At 60.4% G+C, this 17,141-nt stretch carries 14 protein-coding genes and 1 pseudogene; 6 read left to right on the forward strand and 9 right to left on the reverse strand.

What is annotated here, in order from left to right; genetic code table 11:
• Positions 1 to 24 precede the first annotated feature (24 nt).
• The 5 genes from dinG to JOE29_RS05695 all read left to right on the forward strand — a co-directional run bounded on the left by dinG (position 25) and on the right by JOE29_RS05695 (position 6,273).
• Positions 25 to 2,169 carry an ATP-dependent DNA helicase DinG gene (dinG, locus tag JOE29_RS05675; protein ID WP_003402334.1) on the forward strand — a complete coding sequence of 715 codons (2,145 nt, stop codon included), beginning with the start codon at positions 25 to 27 and terminating at the stop codon, positions 2,167 to 2,169.
• 109 nt (positions 2,170 to 2,278) lie between these two features.
• Complete coding sequence (locus JOE29_RS05680; RefSeq protein WP_032659788.1) at positions 2,279 to 3,427, forward strand: EstA family serine hydrolase; 1,149 nt, start codon at positions 2,279 to 2,281, stop codon at positions 3,425 to 3,427.
• A 153-nt stretch (positions 3,428 to 3,580) separates the two neighbouring features.
• A complete protein-coding gene (locus JOE29_RS05685) occupies positions 3,581 to 4,717 on the forward strand; it encodes an OmpA family protein (RefSeq protein ID WP_210078968.1) in 1,137 nt (378 codons plus the stop codon).
• Between the two features lie 296 nt (positions 4,718 to 5,013).
• Positions 5,014 to 5,661, forward strand: a complete 648-nt coding sequence (pdxH, locus tag JOE29_RS05690; protein ID WP_003363512.1) for a pyridoxamine 5'-phosphate oxidase — start codon at positions 5,014 to 5,016, stop codon at positions 5,659 to 5,661.
• Positions 5,662 to 5,808: 147 nt separating this feature from the next.
• Positions 5,809 to 6,273 (forward strand): glycine zipper 2TM domain-containing protein, encoded by a 465-nt coding sequence (locus JOE29_RS05695; RefSeq protein ID WP_003314430.1) that lies wholly within the window; start codon positions 5,809 to 5,811, stop codon positions 6,271 to 6,273.
• A 106-nt stretch (positions 6,274 to 6,379) separates the two neighbouring features.
• Here the strand turns inward: JOE29_RS05695 and JOE29_RS05700 are convergent, their stop codons facing one another.
• The 8 genes and pseudogenes from JOE29_RS05700 to JOE29_RS25380 form a co-directional block, all read right to left on the reverse strand.
• Positions 6,380 to 7,993 (reverse strand): NAD(P)/FAD-dependent oxidoreductase, encoded by a 1,614-nt coding sequence (locus tag JOE29_RS05700; RefSeq protein WP_024684620.1) that lies wholly within the window; start codon positions 7,991 to 7,993, stop codon positions 6,380 to 6,382.
• A gap of 97 nt (positions 7,994 to 8,090) precedes the next feature.
• Positions 8,091 to 8,771 (reverse strand): membrane protein, encoded by a 681-nt coding sequence (locus tag JOE29_RS05705; RefSeq protein WP_003314432.1) that lies wholly within the window; start codon positions 8,769 to 8,771, stop codon positions 8,091 to 8,093.
• A 256-nt stretch (positions 8,772 to 9,027) separates the two neighbouring features.
• On the reverse strand, positions 9,028 to 9,729 hold the full coding sequence (locus JOE29_RS05710) for an ABC transporter ATP-binding protein (protein WP_003314433.1): 702 nt from the start codon (positions 9,727 to 9,729) through the stop codon (positions 9,028 to 9,030).
• On the reverse strand, positions 9,730 to 10,497 hold the full coding sequence (gene livG, locus JOE29_RS05715) for a high-affinity branched-chain amino acid ABC transporter ATP-binding protein LivG (protein ID WP_003314434.1): 768 nt from the start codon (positions 10,495 to 10,497) through the stop codon (positions 9,730 to 9,732).
• On the reverse strand, positions 10,494 to 11,759 hold the full coding sequence (locus tag JOE29_RS05720) for a high-affinity branched-chain amino acid ABC transporter permease LivM (protein ID WP_003314435.1): 1,266 nt from the start codon (positions 11,757 to 11,759) through the stop codon (positions 10,494 to 10,496). Before JOE29_RS05720 ends, livG begins: the two co-directional genes overlap by 4 nt.
• Positions 11,756 to 12,679, reverse strand: coding sequence for a high-affinity branched-chain amino acid ABC transporter permease LivH (livH, locus tag JOE29_RS05725; RefSeq protein WP_003314436.1), 924 nt, complete (start codon positions 12,677 to 12,679; stop codon positions 11,756 to 11,758). Before livH ends, JOE29_RS05720 begins: the two co-directional genes overlap by 4 nt.
• A 227-nt stretch (positions 12,680 to 12,906) precedes the next feature.
• Positions 12,907 to 14,031, reverse strand: a complete 1,125-nt coding sequence (locus tag JOE29_RS05730; RefSeq protein ID WP_003425596.1) for a branched-chain amino acid ABC transporter substrate-binding protein — start codon at positions 14,029 to 14,031, stop codon at positions 12,907 to 12,909.
• Between the two features lie 75 nt (positions 14,032 to 14,106).
• Positions 14,107 to 14,358, reverse strand: a pseudogene (locus tag JOE29_RS25380) (hypothetical protein); the annotation flags it as partial.
• On the opposite strand from JOE29_RS25380, the gene JOE29_RS05735 reads away from it, so the two are divergent.
• A complete protein-coding gene (locus JOE29_RS05735; RefSeq protein WP_003393364.1) occupies positions 14,357 to 14,662 on the forward strand; it encodes a DUF2288 domain-containing protein in 306 nt (101 codons plus the stop codon). The pseudogene JOE29_RS25380 and the gene JOE29_RS05735 overlap by 2 nt on opposite strands.
• Positions 14,663 to 14,811: 149 nt before the next feature.
• On the opposite strand, the gene JOE29_RS05740 is transcribed toward JOE29_RS05735, so the two are convergent.
• The gene (locus tag JOE29_RS05740) at positions 14,812 to 17,103 is read right to left on the reverse strand and encodes an EAL domain-containing protein (protein WP_210078978.1); all 2,292 of its coding nucleotides are present in this window, start codon (positions 17,101 to 17,103) and stop codon (positions 14,812 to 14,814) included.
• Positions 17,104 to 17,141 lie beyond the last annotated feature (38 nt).

The following is a 17,141-nucleotide window of genomic DNA, read 5'->3' on the forward strand; positions in this document are numbered from 1 at the left end:
AGCCGTGCCCCCGAACCGAAGCCAATGATCAGTACCGAACTCAAAACCCAGATCCAGGGCGCTTACTCGCGTTTCCTCGAAGCCAAGAGCCTCAAGCCACGCTATGGCCAGCGATTGATGATCGCTGAAGTCGCCAAGGTGCTGGGGGACATTGACACCGATGAAGAGGGCCGTCGTTCGGGCGATCCAGCGGTAGTGGCCGTCGAAGCCGGAACGGGTACCGGCAAGACCGTGGCCTATGCCATCGCCTCGATTCCCACCGCCAAGGCGGCAGGCAAGCGGCTGGTGATCGCCACCGCGACCGTCGCCCTGCAGGAGCAGATCGTCTACAAGGACCTGCCGGACCTGATGCGCAACAGCGGTCTGAATTTTACCTTCGCCCTGGCCAAGGGGCGCGGGCGTTACATGTGCCTGTCCAAGCTCGACGCATTGCTGCAGGAAAGTGACGCGACCAACGCGACCGCGCAGCTGTTCGAGGAAGAAGGCTTCAAGATCGAAGTCGATGAGGCCAGTCAGAAGCTTTTCACCAGCATGTTGCAGAAGCTGGCGGGCAACAAGTGGGACGGCGATCGCGACAGCTGGCCGCAGGAACTCGCCGATCAGGACTGGGCGCGTCTGACCACCGATCACAGCCAGTGCACCAACCGGCACTGCCCCAACTTTCAGCAGTGCGCCTTCTATAAGGCGCGTGAAGGCATGGGCAAGGTCGATGTGATCGTCACCAACCACGACATGGTGCTGGCCGACCTGGCACTGGGTGGCGGTGCGGTGCTGCCGGACCCGCGTGACACCTTGTATGTATTTGACGAAGGTCATCACCTGCCGGACAAGGCCATCGGCCACTTTGCCCACTACACCCGATTGAAATCGACCGCCGACTGGCTGGAACAGACTGCCAAGAACCTCGCCAAGCTGCTGGCCCAGCATCCGCTGCCCGGCGATCTGGGCAAGCTGATCGAGCAGGTGCCGGAGCTGGCCCGCGAGATCAAGGGCCATCAGCAGTTCATGTTCGGTGCCTGCGAGCAACTGGCGGATTTCCGCGCCGGTGAAGACATGCAGGGCCGCGAGCGTCCACGTCACCGCTTTGTCGGCGGCGTGATTCCCGAGCACATCCGCGAAATGGGCATCGAGCTCAAGAAGGGCTTCGCGCGCCTCGACGACCTGTTCACGCGCCTGACCGAGCTGCTCAAGGAAGGCATGGACGGTGAGGTCAACATCGGCATCGCCAGCCATCAGGCCGAAGAATGGTATCCGCTGTTCGGCAGCCTGCTGGCCCGCGCGCATGGCAACTGGGAATTGTGGACCGCCTTCACCGCCGAAGACCCGGAAGACAGCCCGCCAATGGCGCGCTGGCTGACCCTGGCCGACAGCGGTGCAATGTTCGATATCGAGGTCAATGCCAGCCCGATCCTGGCGGCGGAAATGCTGCGCCGCAACTTGTGGAACATCGCCTACGGCGCGCTGGTCACCTCGGCGACGCTTACCGCGCTGGGCAAATTCGACCGCTATCGCATGCGTGCCGGGCTGCCCAAAGGGGCGGTGACCGCCGTGGTACCAAGCCCGTTCCATCACGCCGATGCCGGTGTGCTTCGTGTACCGGACCTCAAGGCCGACCCGCGTGACTCGGTTGCGCATACCGCCGCGATCATCCGCGACCTGCCCGGTCTGGTGGAGGGGTCGCGAGGCACGCTGGTGCTGTATTCGTCGCGCAAGCAGATGCAGGATGTCTTCGACGGCCTGGATCGTGACTGGCGCAAGCAGGTGTTCATTCAGGGCAACCTGTCCAAACAGGAGACCCTCAACAAGCACAAGGCACGCGTCGACAGCGGCGAGTCCAGCGTACTGTTCGGGCTGGCCAGCTTCGCCGAGGGTGTGGATTTGCCCGGCGCCTACTGCGAACACGTGGTCATCGCCAAGATCCCGTTCGCAGTGCCGGATGACCCGGTCGAGGCTGCGCTGGCCGAGTGGATCGAAGCGCGTGGCGGTAACCCGTTCATGGAGATCGCCGTGCCCGACGCCTCGTTGCGTCTGGTGCAGGCCTGTGGTCGCTTGCTGCGTACCGAAGAGGACCGCGGCACCATCACGCTGCTGGACCGCCGCGTGGTCACCCAGCGCTATGGCAAGGCGATTCTCAATGCGCTGCCACCGTTCCGTCGGGAAATAACGTGAGCCAAAGATGAAGAGCGTTTCACATCTGTTCCCAAAGCGCTCGATCGCTGAAACAATACGGCCCGTTTAGCCTGTCGCCAGGCTCATGTTGTCAGTCAGGAGTCAGCCGTTGCAGATCCAGGGTCATTACGAACTTCAATTCGAAGCAGTACGTGAAGCCTTTGCGGCGCTCTTTGACGACCCGCAGGAGCGCGGCGCCGCCTTGTGCATTCAGGTTGGTGGCCAGACCGTCATCGATCTGTGGGCAGGCACTGCCGACAAGGACGGTGCCGAAGCGTGGCACACCGACACTATTCTCAACCTGTTCTCCTGCACCAAGACCTTCACCAGCGTGGCGGTTCTGCAACTGGTCGAAGAGGGCAAGTTGAAGCTGGACGAACCCGTGGCCAGGCTTTGGCCCGAATTCGCCGCGGCGGGCAAGGCCTCCATCACGCTTCGCCAATTGCTCTGCCATCAGGCCGGGCTGCCCGCGTTGCGTGAGCCATTGCCTGCGGAAGCGCTTTACCAGTGGGACACCATGACCGCCGCCCTGGCAGCCGAAGAACCCTGGTGGACACCGGGTCAGGGGCATGGTTATGCGGCGATCACCTATGGCTGGCTGGTGGGCGAGATGCTGCGCCGCGCCGATGGTCGAGGCCCTGGGGAATCCATTGCTGCGCGTATCGCCCGCCCGCTGGGGCTGGATTTTCATGTCGGGCTGCAGGATGACCAGTTTCATCGCGTGGCCCACATCGCGCGCGGCAAAGGCAATGCTGGTGACGACGCTGCCCAACGCGTGCTGCAGGCGACGATGCGCGAGCCGGCTTCGATCACTGCCAAGGCGTTCACCAACCCGCCGTCGATCATGACCAGCACCAACAAGCCGGAGTGGCGCCGCATGCAGCAACCGGCGGCCAACGGCCACGGCAATGCACGCAGTCTCGCCGGTTTCTATAACGGTCTGCTCGATGGCAGCCTGCTTGAAGCCGACATGCTCAATGAGCTGACCCGGGAACACAGCCTCGGTCAGGACAAGACATTACTGACCTCGACCCGTCTGGGGCTGGGCTGCATGCTCGATCAGCCGGGCGTTGCCAACGCGACCTACGGCCTGGGGCCTAAAGCCTTTGGCCATCCGGGGGCGGGCGGCTCGGTAGGGTTCGCCGATCCTGATGACGAGGTTGCCTTTGGCTTCGTTACCAACACCTTGGGGCCCTACATTCTGATGGACCCACGTGCGCAGAAACTGGTCGGGGTTCTGCGTGAGTGTTTGCAGTAAGTATCGGCTATAAGTGCTTGTTTCATACCGACTGTCAGTTAAATGGCTGTAACAGGAACCGTACGACGGTTTCTTTTTCCAACTGCATCTTTATGCATGTTATACCGGCGTAGTTACGTCCTTCTGTCTGATCAAAACCGTTGCGGGTTACCCATGTCGTCTAATAAAAGCCTCGTTCTCGCCCTGTGCATCGCCGTGACCGGCTGTGCCCAAACCCCACAATCCGACTCTGCTGCAACCGGAGGCCATTGGTGGCAGTTCGGTTCCGGCAGCGACTCCGCTGACGCAGGCACCGCTGCCAAGGCCCCGGCATCGAGCCCGGCGCCCGCTCCGGTTGCCAAGGCTGCTGCCACGCCGGCACCTGCGGCAGGTGCTGAAAACAGCGCGCCGTGGTACTGGCCGTTCGGTTCGAACGATAACGCGCAGGCCAAACCTGATGCCGTGGCCGACAAGCCGGCAGCCAAGCCCGCTGCGCCGGCGCTGGTTGCCAAATCGGAGACCGACACCAAGTGGTGGTGGCCGTTTGGCAACGACTCCTCCAAGGACGAGCCGAAAGCGCTGGCGATGCCTGATCCGAAAGTGACCCAGGCCTGGCTGGACGAGTACGAGCCGCGCCTGCGCGCTGCAATCAAGGACAGCCCGTTCCAGCTGGAGCGTCGCGAAGACCTGCTGGCAATCACCGCGCCAGTCGACAGCTCGTTCAACCCTGACCGTCCGGCCATGCTGCTGCCGAACACGCTGGGTCCGATCACCCGTCTGGCCAAGGTGGTCGAAGGCGATCAGAAAACTGCCGTGCTGATTCTCGGTCATGCCGACACTTCGGGTCCTACCGAAGCCAACCAGAAGATCAGCCAGGAACGTGCGCAATCGGTTGCCGCGATTTTCCGTCTCAGTGGCCTGGAGCGTAACCGTCTGAGCCAGCGTGGCATGGGTGCCGTGATGCCGCGCGCTGCCAACGACAGCCTGCAGGGCCGTGCGCTCAACCGCCGGGTCGAGATTCTCATGACGCCGCAGGACACCATGCGGGCGCTGATGAGCCGCTACGCACTGCCGCCAGTGGCGCCGACGATGGTCGCTACCCAGGACGTCAAGCCGGTTGCCCCGCCACCTGCCGCCGCACCTGCCAAGAAAGCCGCTGCGAAGAAAGACACCGCCAAGAAAGCTGCACCGGCCAAAGCCAGCACCGCCAAGAAGGCCGCGCCAGCCAAGACCACCGCAGCAGCTAAAAAACCAGCAGCGACCAAGGCCAAGGCGCCCGCCAAGAAAGATGACAGCCAGGCCAGTAACTGAGGCCTGGTTACCTCACGACTTTCGTCTCCACGCTCCGCGCTTTGCGTTGTGCACAAGTCCTGAATAGCCTGAAAAACAAGGCTTTCAGGCTTCTGCCCGGAGGGCGTGGGAGCGAACTTGTTCGCGAAAAGGCCGGTACAGTCTGCGAAACGTATCGTCTGAATCACCGTCTTCGCGAACAAGTTCGCTCCCACGGCCTTCGGCCAGAATCAAAAACGAATGTGTGATAACGGCGAGCGCCGAGCCTCGTAACGAGAGTTAGCTAACGTTCATGATATCTGCGCAGGAATGAAACCATGACTCAGACCCTGGCCGACATGCGCCGTGATTACACCCGCGACGGGTTGACCGAAGCGCAATCGCCGGACGAGCCCTTTGCACTCTTTCATGCATGGTTTGCCGACGCGGTGAACACCGAGCAGCCGCCTGTCGAGGCTAACGCCATGACACTGGCGACGGTTGATGAACAAGGACGTCCACATTGCCGCGTCTTGCTGCTCAAGGGCCTGGACACTCAGGGGTTCACGTTTTTCACTAACTACGAAAGCGCCAAGGGCCAGCAGATCGCTGCACGTCCATTTGCCGCGATGACCTTCTTCTGGCCGACACTGGAGCGCCAGGTGCGTATCGAGGGTCGGGTGGAGAAAGTCTCTGCGCAGGAGTCCGACGCTTATTACCAGGTGCGCCCTCTGGGCAGCCGTCTGGGTGCATGGGCCTCGCCACAGAGTCGCGTGATCGCGGATCGCGACGAACTGGAAGGCCTGATCAGACAGACGGAACAACGCTTCGCAGACACCCAGCCACACTGCCCCGAGCACTGGGGTGGCTACCGTCTTTTGCCCGAGCGGATCGAGTTCTGGCAGGGCCGCTCCAGTCGACTTCACGACCGTTTGAACTATCGTTTGATAGACGACAGATGGACACGCGAGCGCCTTGCACCCTGATTGAATTATTCGTTTGGCCAATCGTCTGAGCGTTATACGGGTTATGGCTGTATGAGGCCTGAATCAATTTAATTTGCAGGCTCGGGGCCGTGACAGCACCTTTGTCGGGTAGTCTAATGGCCACTGATTCCTCTGGAGATTCCTTTTATGCGCAAGTCTGCTCTTCTGGTTGCTTCGTTCACTGCCATGGCTCTGACGCTGGGCGGCTGTACCTCGAATCTGACCGGTGATTCCTATTCCCGTGATGAGGCCAGGACCGTACAGACAGTTCGCATGGGGACGATCGAATCCTTGCGTCCGGTCAAGATCGAGGGCACCAAGACCCCGATCGGCGGCGCGGCGGGTGCCGTTGTTGGTGGTGTGGGCGGCAGCGCTATCGGTGGCGGTCGCGGCAGTATCGTGGCAGCGGTCATCGGTGCAGTGGCCGGTGGTCTGCTGGGTTCGGCGACCGAGGAAGGCCTGACCCGTACGCAAGGTGTCGAAATCACCGTGCGTGAGGATGACGGCAGCATGCGTGCCTACGTGCAGCAGGTTCAGGAAAACGAGATTTTCCGGGTCGGCGAGCGTGTGCGCATCATGAGCGTCAATGGCACCAGCCGCGTTACCCACTGATCTGCAACACCGCACAGCAAAACCCCGAGCCGCAATGCTCGGGGTTTTTTATTGCCAGGCGTGAATGCTCCCACAAGGCTTATGTATAACGATAGTCAGCCTGGGCTCAGCCCTCGATCCCCAGCATGTCGCGCACCAGCGCTTCGGCCACCCGAATGCCGTCCACACCAGCCGAGAGAATCCCGCCCGCATAGCCAGCGCCTTCACCGGCCGGGTAAAGGCCTTTGGTGTTCAGGCTTTGCAGAGTCGGCCCGCGGGTGATGCGCAGCGGTGCCGAGGTGCGGGTTTCGATGCCAGTCAGCACAGCGTCGTGCAGTGAGAAGCCTTTGATCTGCTTGTCGAACGCAGGCAACGCTTCACGAATCGCTTCGATGGCAAAGGCGGGCAGGGCCTCGGCAAGGTCCACCAGCTTCACCCCCGGCTTGTAGGACGGTTCAACGCTGCCCAGAGCCGTCGAGGCCCTGCCTGCAATGAAGTCGCCAACCAGTTGCGCAGGCGCTTCGTAGCTGCTGCCGCCGAGCAGATAGGCGTGAGATTCCAGACGCTCCTGCAACTCGATACCGGCCAGCGGGCTGCCAGGATAGTCCTGTTCCGGCGAGATACCGACCACGATGCCCGAGTTGGCATTGCGCTCGTTGCGTGAGTATTGGCTCATACCGTTGGTGACCACTCGGCCGGGCTCTGACGTGGCTGCCACGACCGTGCCGCCAGGGCACATGCAGAAGCTGTAGACCGAGCGGCCGTTGCTGGCGTGATGCACCAGCTTGTAATCGGCTGCGCCGAGCTTCGGGTGACCGGCGTATTTGCCCAGTCGTGCGCGGTCGATCAACGATTGCGGGTGTTCGATGCGAAAGCCCACCGAGAACGGCTTGGCTTCCATGAACACGCCACGGCCGTGCAGCATGCGGAAGGTGTCGCGGGCACTGTGGCCCAGCGCCAGAATCACGTGCCGGGACGCGAGCTGTTCGCCGCTGTCCAGCTGCACGCCCAGCAATTGGCCGTCCTCGATCATCACGTCGGTCACACGCTGCTGAAAGCGCACTTCGCCGCCCAGCGCTTCGATCTGATGGCGCATGTTCTCGACCACGCCCGTCAGGCGGAACGTGCCGATATGCGGCTTGCTGACATAGAGGATTTCTTCCGGGGCGCCGGCTTTCACGAATTCGTGCAGCACTTTGCGGCCGATGAATTTCGGGTCCTTGATCTGGCTGTAAAGCTTGCCGTCGGAAAAGGTCCCGGCACCGCCCTCGCCGAACTGTACGTTGGACTCGGGGCTGAGGACGTTTTTGCGCCACAGCGCCCAGGTGTCCTTGGTGCGCTGGCGAACTTCGGTGCCGCGCTCGAGGATGATCGGCTTGAAGCCCATCTGCGCGAGCAGCAGCCCGGCAAAAATACCGCAGGGTCCGAAACCCACGACGATCGGGCGCTCTGTCAGCCCCTCGGGAGCGTGTCCGACGACTTTGTAGCTGACATCAGGTGCCGGGCCGACGTGGCGGTCATCGGCCAGCTTGCGCAACAGTGCTTCTTCATCCTTGACCTGGAAGTCGATGGTGTAAATGAAACACAGCTCGGAAGACTTTTTGCGCGCGTCGTAGCTGCGCTTGAAGAGGGTAAAGTCCAGCAGTTCGCCGCTGTCGATACCCAGGTGCTTCAAGAGCGCAACGCGCAGGTCTTCTTCCGGATGATCGATCGGCAGCTTGAGTTCGGTGATTCGTAACATTAAGGGGTCCAGTTTTCGGGCCGCAGGTTCAGCCCGACAGCACTACAAGAACCGGCGATTATAAGCGCTGAACCCCTTTGGCGGCGAGCCTGAGCGATCAGTCGTCGCGTGAACCGCCGTAATAACCGCAGCCACGCTGGGCCTGGCCGTTTATGCGCAGTTCTGCGGTGAGGTGTTGCACCGAGCCGTCGACGCTGTCGACGCAGCGCTGTGGCGCAACCCAGATCTCGATGCGCTGATTGTTGGCCTCGCTGCTGACGCTGAAACTGCCGTCCGGCAGCTTCTCTTCCACGTAGGGCAGCGCCAGTGGCGCAACGCCCTCGCGCTCCAGAACCATGCCCTTGCCGCTGACATTGACGTTCCAGGCGGGCTTGTTGCCATTGACGTGCAATGTCAGACGTTTGAAATTGAGGTCTTCACAGGCCTGGCCGGGACGTTCGACGCGGTACAGCTGATGCAGGTCCAGCTGACCGTCACTGTTGGCCGCCTTGCTCGCGGCAAAGCTGCCGCGCAGATCGGCAAACACCGTGCCTTTGCTGTCCGCCAGCGAGGCCGCTTCCTGCAGAATGCCGGTGTTGCCGCGATCCTTGACCACGTAGCGACGCTGCTCGTTACACGGCTTGAACAGCAACTGGCCGTTTTCCCCGGTCAGGTCGCCCTGCATACGGAGCATGCCCGCCGTGGAAACCTTCGGTTCCTCGGTCTGTTTACCGAGCAATTGACACCCGGCAAACAATGGTAGAAGAGCAAATACGAGGACGGAACGGGCAGCGAACATGATGTGGTCTCCAGACAAGTGCCGCCACGTTACTCAGACTGGAGGTGCATCACAAGGGTCGGGATGCTTATCGCGCGAGCAGTGGCTTCGACTATCGTTCAGGTTTGACGCTGACCGTAGGAGCGAACCTGTTCGCGAAAGGGCCGTTTTGTTCGACGAAAATACGTCGTTTAAACGAACGCCTTCGCGAACAAGCGAAACGTCGCCCGATTCGCGCCTGCAAAACCGTTTCGGCCTCTCGGGCCGTTATGTGAGCTTAGCCGCCCAGATACGCGTCCCGCACTTTCGGATCGACCAGCAGTTCTTCGCCTGTGCCCTGCATGACCACGCGGCCGTTTTCCAGTACGTAGGCGCGGTCGGCGACTTTCAGGGCCTGGTTGGCGTTCTGTTCGACCAGAAATACCGTCACCCCATCGCGGCGCAGCTGTTCGACGATCTCGAAAATCTGCTGGATGATGATCGGCGCCAGACCCAGTGAAGGCTCGTCCAGCAACAGCAACTTGGGCTTGCTCATCAGTGCACGACCAATGGCCAGCATCTGCTGTTCGCCGCCGGACATGGTGCCGCCGCGCTGATTGAAGCGTTCCTTGAGGCGGGGAAAGAGGTGCAGGACCTTGTCCATCTGTTCCTGATAATCCTCTTTTTCCGTGAAGAAGCCGCCCATCGCCAGGTTCTCTTCAACGGTCAGACGCGCAAACACCCGGCGGCCTTCCGGCACCACGGCAATGCTCTTGCGCATGATGATCGACGACTCCAGCCCGACCAGTTCCTCGCCCATGTAGCGAATACTGCCGCTTTGGGCGCGCGGTGAGCCGCACAGGGTCATCAGCAGGGTGGACTTGCCCGCGCCGTTGGCGCCGATCAGGGTGACAATTTCACCCTGGCGTACTTCCACGTTGACGCTGTGCAGCGCCTGGATCTTGCCGTAGAAGGTGGAAACGTTTTCGAACTGCAGCATTTACGCTTCCCCCAGGTAGGCTTTGATCACATCGGGATTGTCACGAATCTGTTCCGGGGTGCCATCGGCCAGAGGCGTGCCCTGATTGATCACCACGATGTGGTCGGAAATGCTCATCACCAGTTTCATGTCGTGCTCGATCAACAGGACCGTCGCGTTGTGCTCGCTGCGCAACACGCCGATCAGTGCTTTCAGATCATCGGTTTCCCTGGGGTTCAGACCCGCTGCCGGTTCGTCGAGCATCAGAATGCGCGGACGCGTCATCATGCAGCGGGCGATTTCCAGGCGGCGTTGCTGACCGTAGGCCAGCGTCCCGGCAGGGCGGTTGGCGAATTCCCTGAGGTTGACCGCTTCCAGCCAGTGCTCGGCGTAGTCCATGGCTTCACGTTCGCTGCGGCGGAACGCGGGCGTCTTGAACAGGCCGGACAGGAAGTTGGTGTTCAAATGCCGGTGCTGGGCAACCAACAGGTTTTCCACGGCGGTCATTTCCTTGAACAGGCGCACGTTCTGGAACGTACGCACCACACCCTTGCGCGCGATCTGGTGGCCAGCCAGGCCCTGGATCGGCTCACCGTCCAGCAGAATCGTGCCTGCGCTCGGCCGGTAGAAACCGGTCAGGCAGTTGAAAACTGTCGTCTTGCCGGCGCCATTGGGGCCGATCATCGACACAACCTGCCCCTGATTGACCGTCAGGGCAACGCCATTGACCGCCAGCAGGCCGCCAAAACGCATGCTCAAGCCAGTGGCTTGCAGTAATGGGCGGCTCATTTCGGCAGCTCCGCTTTCAATTTCATTTCGGGGCGCTGCATCGGCAGGAAGCCTTGTGGACGCCAGATCATCATCAGCACCATCAGCGCGCCGAACATCAGCATGCGGTAGTCACTGAACTCACGCATCAGCTCAGGCAACAGGATCATTACGATCGCCGCCAGAATCACGCCCAGTTGCGAGCCCATGCCACCCAGCACCACGATGGCGAGGATGATTGCCGACTCGATGAAGGTGAACGATTCCGGAGTGATCAGACCCTGACGTGCAGCAAAGAAGCTGCCCGCGAAACCTGCGAACGCAGCGCCAAGGGTGAAGGCCGAGAGCTTGATCACGGTCGGGTTCAGACCCAGTGCGCGGCAGGCGATTTCGTCTTCGCGCAAGGCTTCCCAGGCCCGTCCGATCGGCATGCGCAGCAGGCGATTGATGACGAACAACGCCGCCAGTGCCAGCAGCAGGGCGATCAGGTAGAGGAAGATGACCTTGTTGATCGAGTTGTACGGCAGACCGAAGAACTCGTGGAAGGTCTGCATGCCCTCAGCGGCCTTGCGCTCGAAGGTCAGACCGAAGAGGGTCGGCTTTTCGATGTTGCTGATGCCGTTCGGACCGCCAGTGATATCGGTCAGGTTGCGCAGGAAGATACGGATGATCTCGCCGAACCCCAGCGTCACGATGGCCAGGTAGTCGCCGCGCAGACGCAACACCGGAAAGCCCAGCAGGAATCCGAACAGCGCCGCCATCAATCCCGCGATCGGCAGGCAGATCCAGAAGCCGAGCCCGTAATAATGCGACAGCAGGGCATAGCTGTAGGCGCCGACCGCATAGAAACCCACATAGCCCAGGTCAAGCAGACCTGCCAGGCCGACCACGATGTTCAGGCCGAGGCCGAGCATCACGTAGATCAGGATCAGCGTGGCAATGTCCACCGCACCGCGCGACCCGAAGAATGGCCAGATGAAGGCCAGTACGATGAGCGCCGCGAGGCCCCAGCGCTGGGTTTTCGGCTGGGTCAGGAAGTCGCTGGTTTTTTGCGGGATCAGCGGTTTGTCGGAGCCGCGACGCAGGCCGCTGATCTGCTCGGCGAACAATACGCGCAGAAACAGCAGGACCGAACACACGGCAATGATGGTCAGGGTCAGCGGGCTGGCGTTCTGCACTTGCAGGGTGACGCCGGAAAAGGCCAGTTTCAGGCCGAACACCGGGTAGGCCACGGCCCAGACCAGTAAGGCGCTGAACAGCGCCTGTTTGAAAGACTTGCTCATACTTTCTCAACCTCCGGACGACCCAGAATGCCGGTCGGTCGGAACAGCAGCACCAGGACCAGCAGGCCGAAAGCCACGACGTCCTTGTACTGATCACCAAAAATGTCGGCACCGAAGGCTTCGGCGACGCCCAGCACCAGGCCACCGAGCACAGCACCCGGGATCGAACCGATACCGCCCAGTACCGCAGCCGTGAAGGCTTTCAGGCCGACGAGGAAACCGGCGTTGGGGTTGATCACGCCGTATTGCATGCTCAGCAGCATGGCGGCGACGGCGGCCAGTGCAGCACCGACCACAAAGGTCAGGGCGATGATGTTGTTGGTGTTGATGCCCAGCAGATTGGCCATCTTCATGTCCTCGGCGCAGGCGCGGCAGGCGCGGCCCATTCGCGAGCGGGAGATGAACAGGGTCAGGCCGGTCATGGCCACCAGGGTGACGACGAACACCACGATCTGCATGTAGGAAATCAGCACTTCCTCTGCGCCACCGGGCCCGAACGAGAGGCTGCCGGGCAGCAGGTTGGGGATGGCGAAGTTGCCCGAGCCCTGGGAAAGCTGGACCGAGTTCTGCAGAAAGATCGACATGCCGATGGCGGAAATCAGTGGAATCAGACGGTTGCTGTTGCGCAACGGACGGTAGGCCACGCGCTCGATGCTGTATCCGTAGGCACTGGTCACGATGATCGCAGCGGCAAAACCGGCAATCATCAGCAACGGCAGGCTGTGAATCCCCAGCATCGCCAGACCGGCGAGGGCCATGAAAGCTACATAGGAACCGATCATGTACACCTCGCCATGGGCGAAGTTGATCATTCCGATGATGCCGTACACCATCGTGTAACCGATGGCGATCAATGCATACGTACTGCCAATGGTCAGGCCATTGACCAGCTGCTGCATGTAGTGGAATAACTCGGGCATTTACCGCGCTCCTAAAAACCTGATCTGCATTTCTCTGACCTGCGCCGGGGTGGCATTCTGTCGATGCGTAGCCTGTTGCGCTATCAAGGAACCGCTATTGACGGTTTTAAGATTTTCAGGGGGCCTCGTGCATGCCGTTCGGGTCGCCGAAACGTGCGTACGGGCCTGGATTCGTAAAACAAAGCCCACTGCGCTGGCAGTGGGCTTTGAGGGTTGACGCAAGCAGCTTATTTGGCGGCTTCGGTCTTGGGTTTGCCGAAGTGCCACTCGTAGACCACGAACTGGAAGTTCTTCAGGTCACCTTTTTCGTCGTAGCTCAGCTCGCCCATTGGCGTCTTGAAGGTACCGGCATGGATGGCAGCGGCCACCTTGGTGGTGTCTTCGGACTTGGCGGCAGCGATGCCGTCAGCAATGACCTGCACGGCGGAGTAGGACGGGTACACGAACGGGCCGCTCGGGTCCTGGCTCTTGGCCTTGAAGGCTTCGGTCAGTGCCTGGTTGGCCGGGTCCTGGTCGAAGGATTTTGGCAGGGTGACCAGCAGGCCTTCCGAAGCATCACCCGCGATTTGCGAGATCGACTCGTTGCCGACACCTTCAGGGCCCATGAACTTGGCGTTCAGACCTTTTTCCTTGGACTGGCGCAGAATCTGGCCCAGCTCAGGGTGGTAGCCGCCGTAGTAGACGAAGTCGACGTTGGCCTGCTTGAGCTTGGCGATCAGCGACGAGAAGTCCTTGTCGCCAGCGTTGATGCCTTCGAACAGTGCAACCTTGACGCCTTTTTTCTCCAGCGTCTGCTTGACGGCTGTTGCGATACCTTCGCCGTACTGCTGCTTGTCGTGGATGACTGCAACGATTTTCGGCTTGGCGACGTCGGCAATGTAGTTGCCGGCGGCCGGACCCTGGGCGCTGTCCAGACCGATGGTGCGGAACACCAGTTTGTAGCCGCGCGCGGTGATTTCCGGGCTGGTGGCAGCCGGGGTCACCATGATGATGCCTTCGTCTTCGTAAACGTCGGAGGCTGGCTGGGCGGAGCTGGAGCAAAGGTGACCGACCACGTATTTCACGCCGTCGTTGACCACTTTGTTGGCGACCGCAACGGCCTGTTTCGGATCGCAGGCGTCATCGTATTCGACGGCTTCAAGCTTTTTGCCATCTACGCCGCCTTTGGCGTTGATCTGCTCGATGGCCATCTTGGCGCCATTGAACTGCATGGTGCCGTATTCGGCGACAGGGCCGGTCTTGGGACCGGCGATGCCGATCTTGATGGTGTCAGCTGCGAACGAATGGCTGGCAACCCCCGCCATAACCAGTGCGGCAAACAGCCTTGAAAGCTTATTGGTACCCTTAGTCATGATGCTCCACTCTTGCGTTGTAGTTTTTATAATCCTGATGGCCAAGGCTCCAGGACCGATTCGATCACCGGTTGTCCCACGCCGCCAACTGTACCGGAACAGTTTAGAGCGCGGTTCGCTGGCTTGGAAAGCCGGGCGTCTGAGGACAAACCTGTGGGTGTCGCTTAATCGAAAGAAAGTTACAGAATCGAACCGCTTGAGCGTCTGAAATCACTTCAGATCCATAGGGTTATCTGCACTTCCCTGCGATAAATCGCCTGCTTCTGGGCTTGCCGGTGGGAAACTCGGCGTTATCATTGCGCCGATTTTCTTTTTGGTGAAACCCATGACGCAAGAACCTAGCACCCTCTATGCCAAACTGCTTGGCGAAACGGCATCAATCACCTGGACTGAATTGCAACCATTCTTTGCCAAGGGTGCCCTGTTGTGGGTCGAGTTGCCTCTGGATTTGATCGAAGTCGCCGAGGCGGTGGCCGAAAATGATGCAGCAAGGGTGTCTGCATGGTTGGCTGAGGGTCGGGTTGGCAAGGTGTCTGAAACCAAGGCGCTTGAGCTGGTGGAGACAGATCCGCTGCTCTGGGCTGTAGTAGTGGCACCTTGGGTTTTGATTCAAAACAGGGCGCAGGATTGATTTGCGCACCAGTCAGGTGCCGCGCGGTTTTCCGGAGTGAGTTGGAAGGTAACTTTTCGGCAGCCCGCGTAGCGTAAAACCCCACCTTGGAGGTAGCGGTTCCGCGGGCTGCACTGTTTCTTTAGACGATGGAGCCGTGCGCCGCCCCCTCAGGTACGGACAGGTCTGGGACTGGCGAAATCGTCATTGTCACGCAGTTCGGCAAACACATCCGGAATGGCTGGTGTTTCGCTGCCCGACTCCTCGCTGTGCTGTTGTGGCAGGGCAGACCAGCGGGTAGTGGGCTCGCGCTGGTTCATCTGTCTGGCAAGAGGCAGGATGCGCTCCAGCGGCTGGGGCCTGCTGAACAGATAACCTTGTACGTAATCACTGCCAAACTGCCTGAGAAACTCCAGTTGATCCTGGGTTTCGACGCCTTCGGTCACCACTTTCAAGCGCAACGTATGCGCCATGACGAGGATTGCCTGAACGATTTCCATGTCCTGCGGGGACTGCGGAATGTCGATAATGAACGAACGGTCGATCTTCAGCGTGTCCAGTGGCAGTCGCTTGAGATAGGCGAGCGACGAGTATCCCGTGCCGAAGTCGTCAATCGACAGTGAAACACCCAGGCTGCGAATGTGCTTGAGCATCTGGATGGTGTTGCTGATGTTGCCCATCAAGGCATTTTCGGTCACCTCCAGTTCAAGCTGTCCAGGTGCCGCGTCAGCATCGGCCAGCGCCCGTTCAACCTCTTCGACCAGTTCGTTGCGGCCCAGCGTCAGCGCTGAACAGTTGACGGAGATGATCAGCTGTTCCAGCCCTTCCTGGCCTAGAGTGCGCAGGTCGTGACAGGCGCGGCGCAGCACCCAGTTATCCAGCTCGGCAATCAGGCCGTTAGTCTCGGCAATGCTGATGAAGCGTGCGGGTACCAGCAGGCCGTGGTGCGGGTGATTCCAGCGTACCAGCGCCTCGAGCTTGGCAACGTGGCCAGTGCGCATGTCGACAATAGGCTGGTAATACACCTGTAGCCCCTTCCCCTCGCGCAAGGCATTGCGCAGTTCTTCTTCCAGTTGCAGTTCCAGACTGGCTTTGGTCTTGAGAGCCGGGTTGAAGAAGTTGACGCCGTTGCGCCCTTTGTCCTTTGACTGGTAGAGCGCGAGGTCTGCGTGCTTGAGCAGCTCATCGCAGGTCGAGCCATCACGCGGGAACACGGCAATGCCGATACTGGTGGTCATGACCATACGCCTGCCTGCCAGCGCGATGGTCTCCTTCATTTTGTGCATGACTCGATGAGCCAGATGTCTTGCCTCTTCGTAGTCCGGAATGCTCAGCAGAATGCAGAATTCGTCGCCGCCGAAACGCGCAACCACGTCCTGGGCACGTGTAGCGCTGCGGATGCGCTCGGCGATCACCTTGAGCAGCTCGTCACCCGCGTCGTGGCCCAGGCTGTCGTTGATGCGCTTGAAGTGGTCGATGTCAAGGAACATCACCGCAAGCATGCCTTTGTTGAAGGTGTGCTCCTGCAGCTTCTCGGCGAAGATCTGATTGAAGCCGCGACGGTTGATCAGGTTGGTCAGTGGGTCGTAATGTGCAACCTGCTGAAGCGAGACGCGTGCCTGATCAAGCTGGCTGAGCAGCACATTGACCCGTTGCAGGTCATGCTCCTTGCCTTGCAGTTTCTTGTCGGCCATTGCTGCGCTGATGCTGCCGGCGATGATCAGCAGGGCGATGGCCGCGATGGTAAGCCCCAGCTGTTGGCTGTTTTCGGTAGTGGGGCCGTGCAGCGCAACGCCTTCCGGTATTACCAGCCGCAGCGCCTTCATGCCCATCAGGTGCATGGTCAGCAGGCCTGCGCCCAGCAAAAGGCTGACCGCGTAACGGAACATCTGATGAAACATGCCGCTGTACTGGCGCAAGTGCCGGGACAGGGTAAGGAGCGCAATGCTGGAAAGAACCGCCACCAGAATCGACAGGGCAAACATCCGCGGCTCGTAGTACTGCGTGGCAGTGGAACGCATGGCCGACATGCCCAGGTAGTGCATGACACTGATGCCGATCCCCATCACCACCGCGCTGATCAGACAGCGCTTCAAGGTCAGCTCGGGGATGGTCAGTGCTCGCATGGCCACCAATGCGGTGATCAATACGATCAGCAGGGAAATCAGCGTGATGGAGAGGTCATAGGCGATTTTGAGGGGGGCCTGTAAGGCCAGCATGCTGATGAAATGCATCGCCCATACGCCACCGGCCAGGCAAAGCGCGCCCAGCGCTTTCCAGAGGCGACGACTTTTGAGGGCGTCGACCTGGATGACACGGTCCGCAATGTCCAGCGTGGCAAAGCACGCAGCACAGGCCACGCCGTAAGCAAGCGCGACCAGAAACAGGTTGTGACTACAGTCGATCAACAATTGCACGTCCGCTGGTGGGTCAGCGAATACGTTCAAACCCAGCCAATCCATAGCTTGCCCTATTCTCACTGCAAGGGCGCCAAGGCTGA

Origin of the sequence: Pseudomonas sp. PvP009, from assembly GCF_017832995.1 — a bacterium.
In the GTDB taxonomy this organism is placed as follows: Bacteria; Pseudomonadota; Gammaproteobacteria; order Pseudomonadales; family Pseudomonadaceae; genus Aquipseudomonas; species Aquipseudomonas syringae.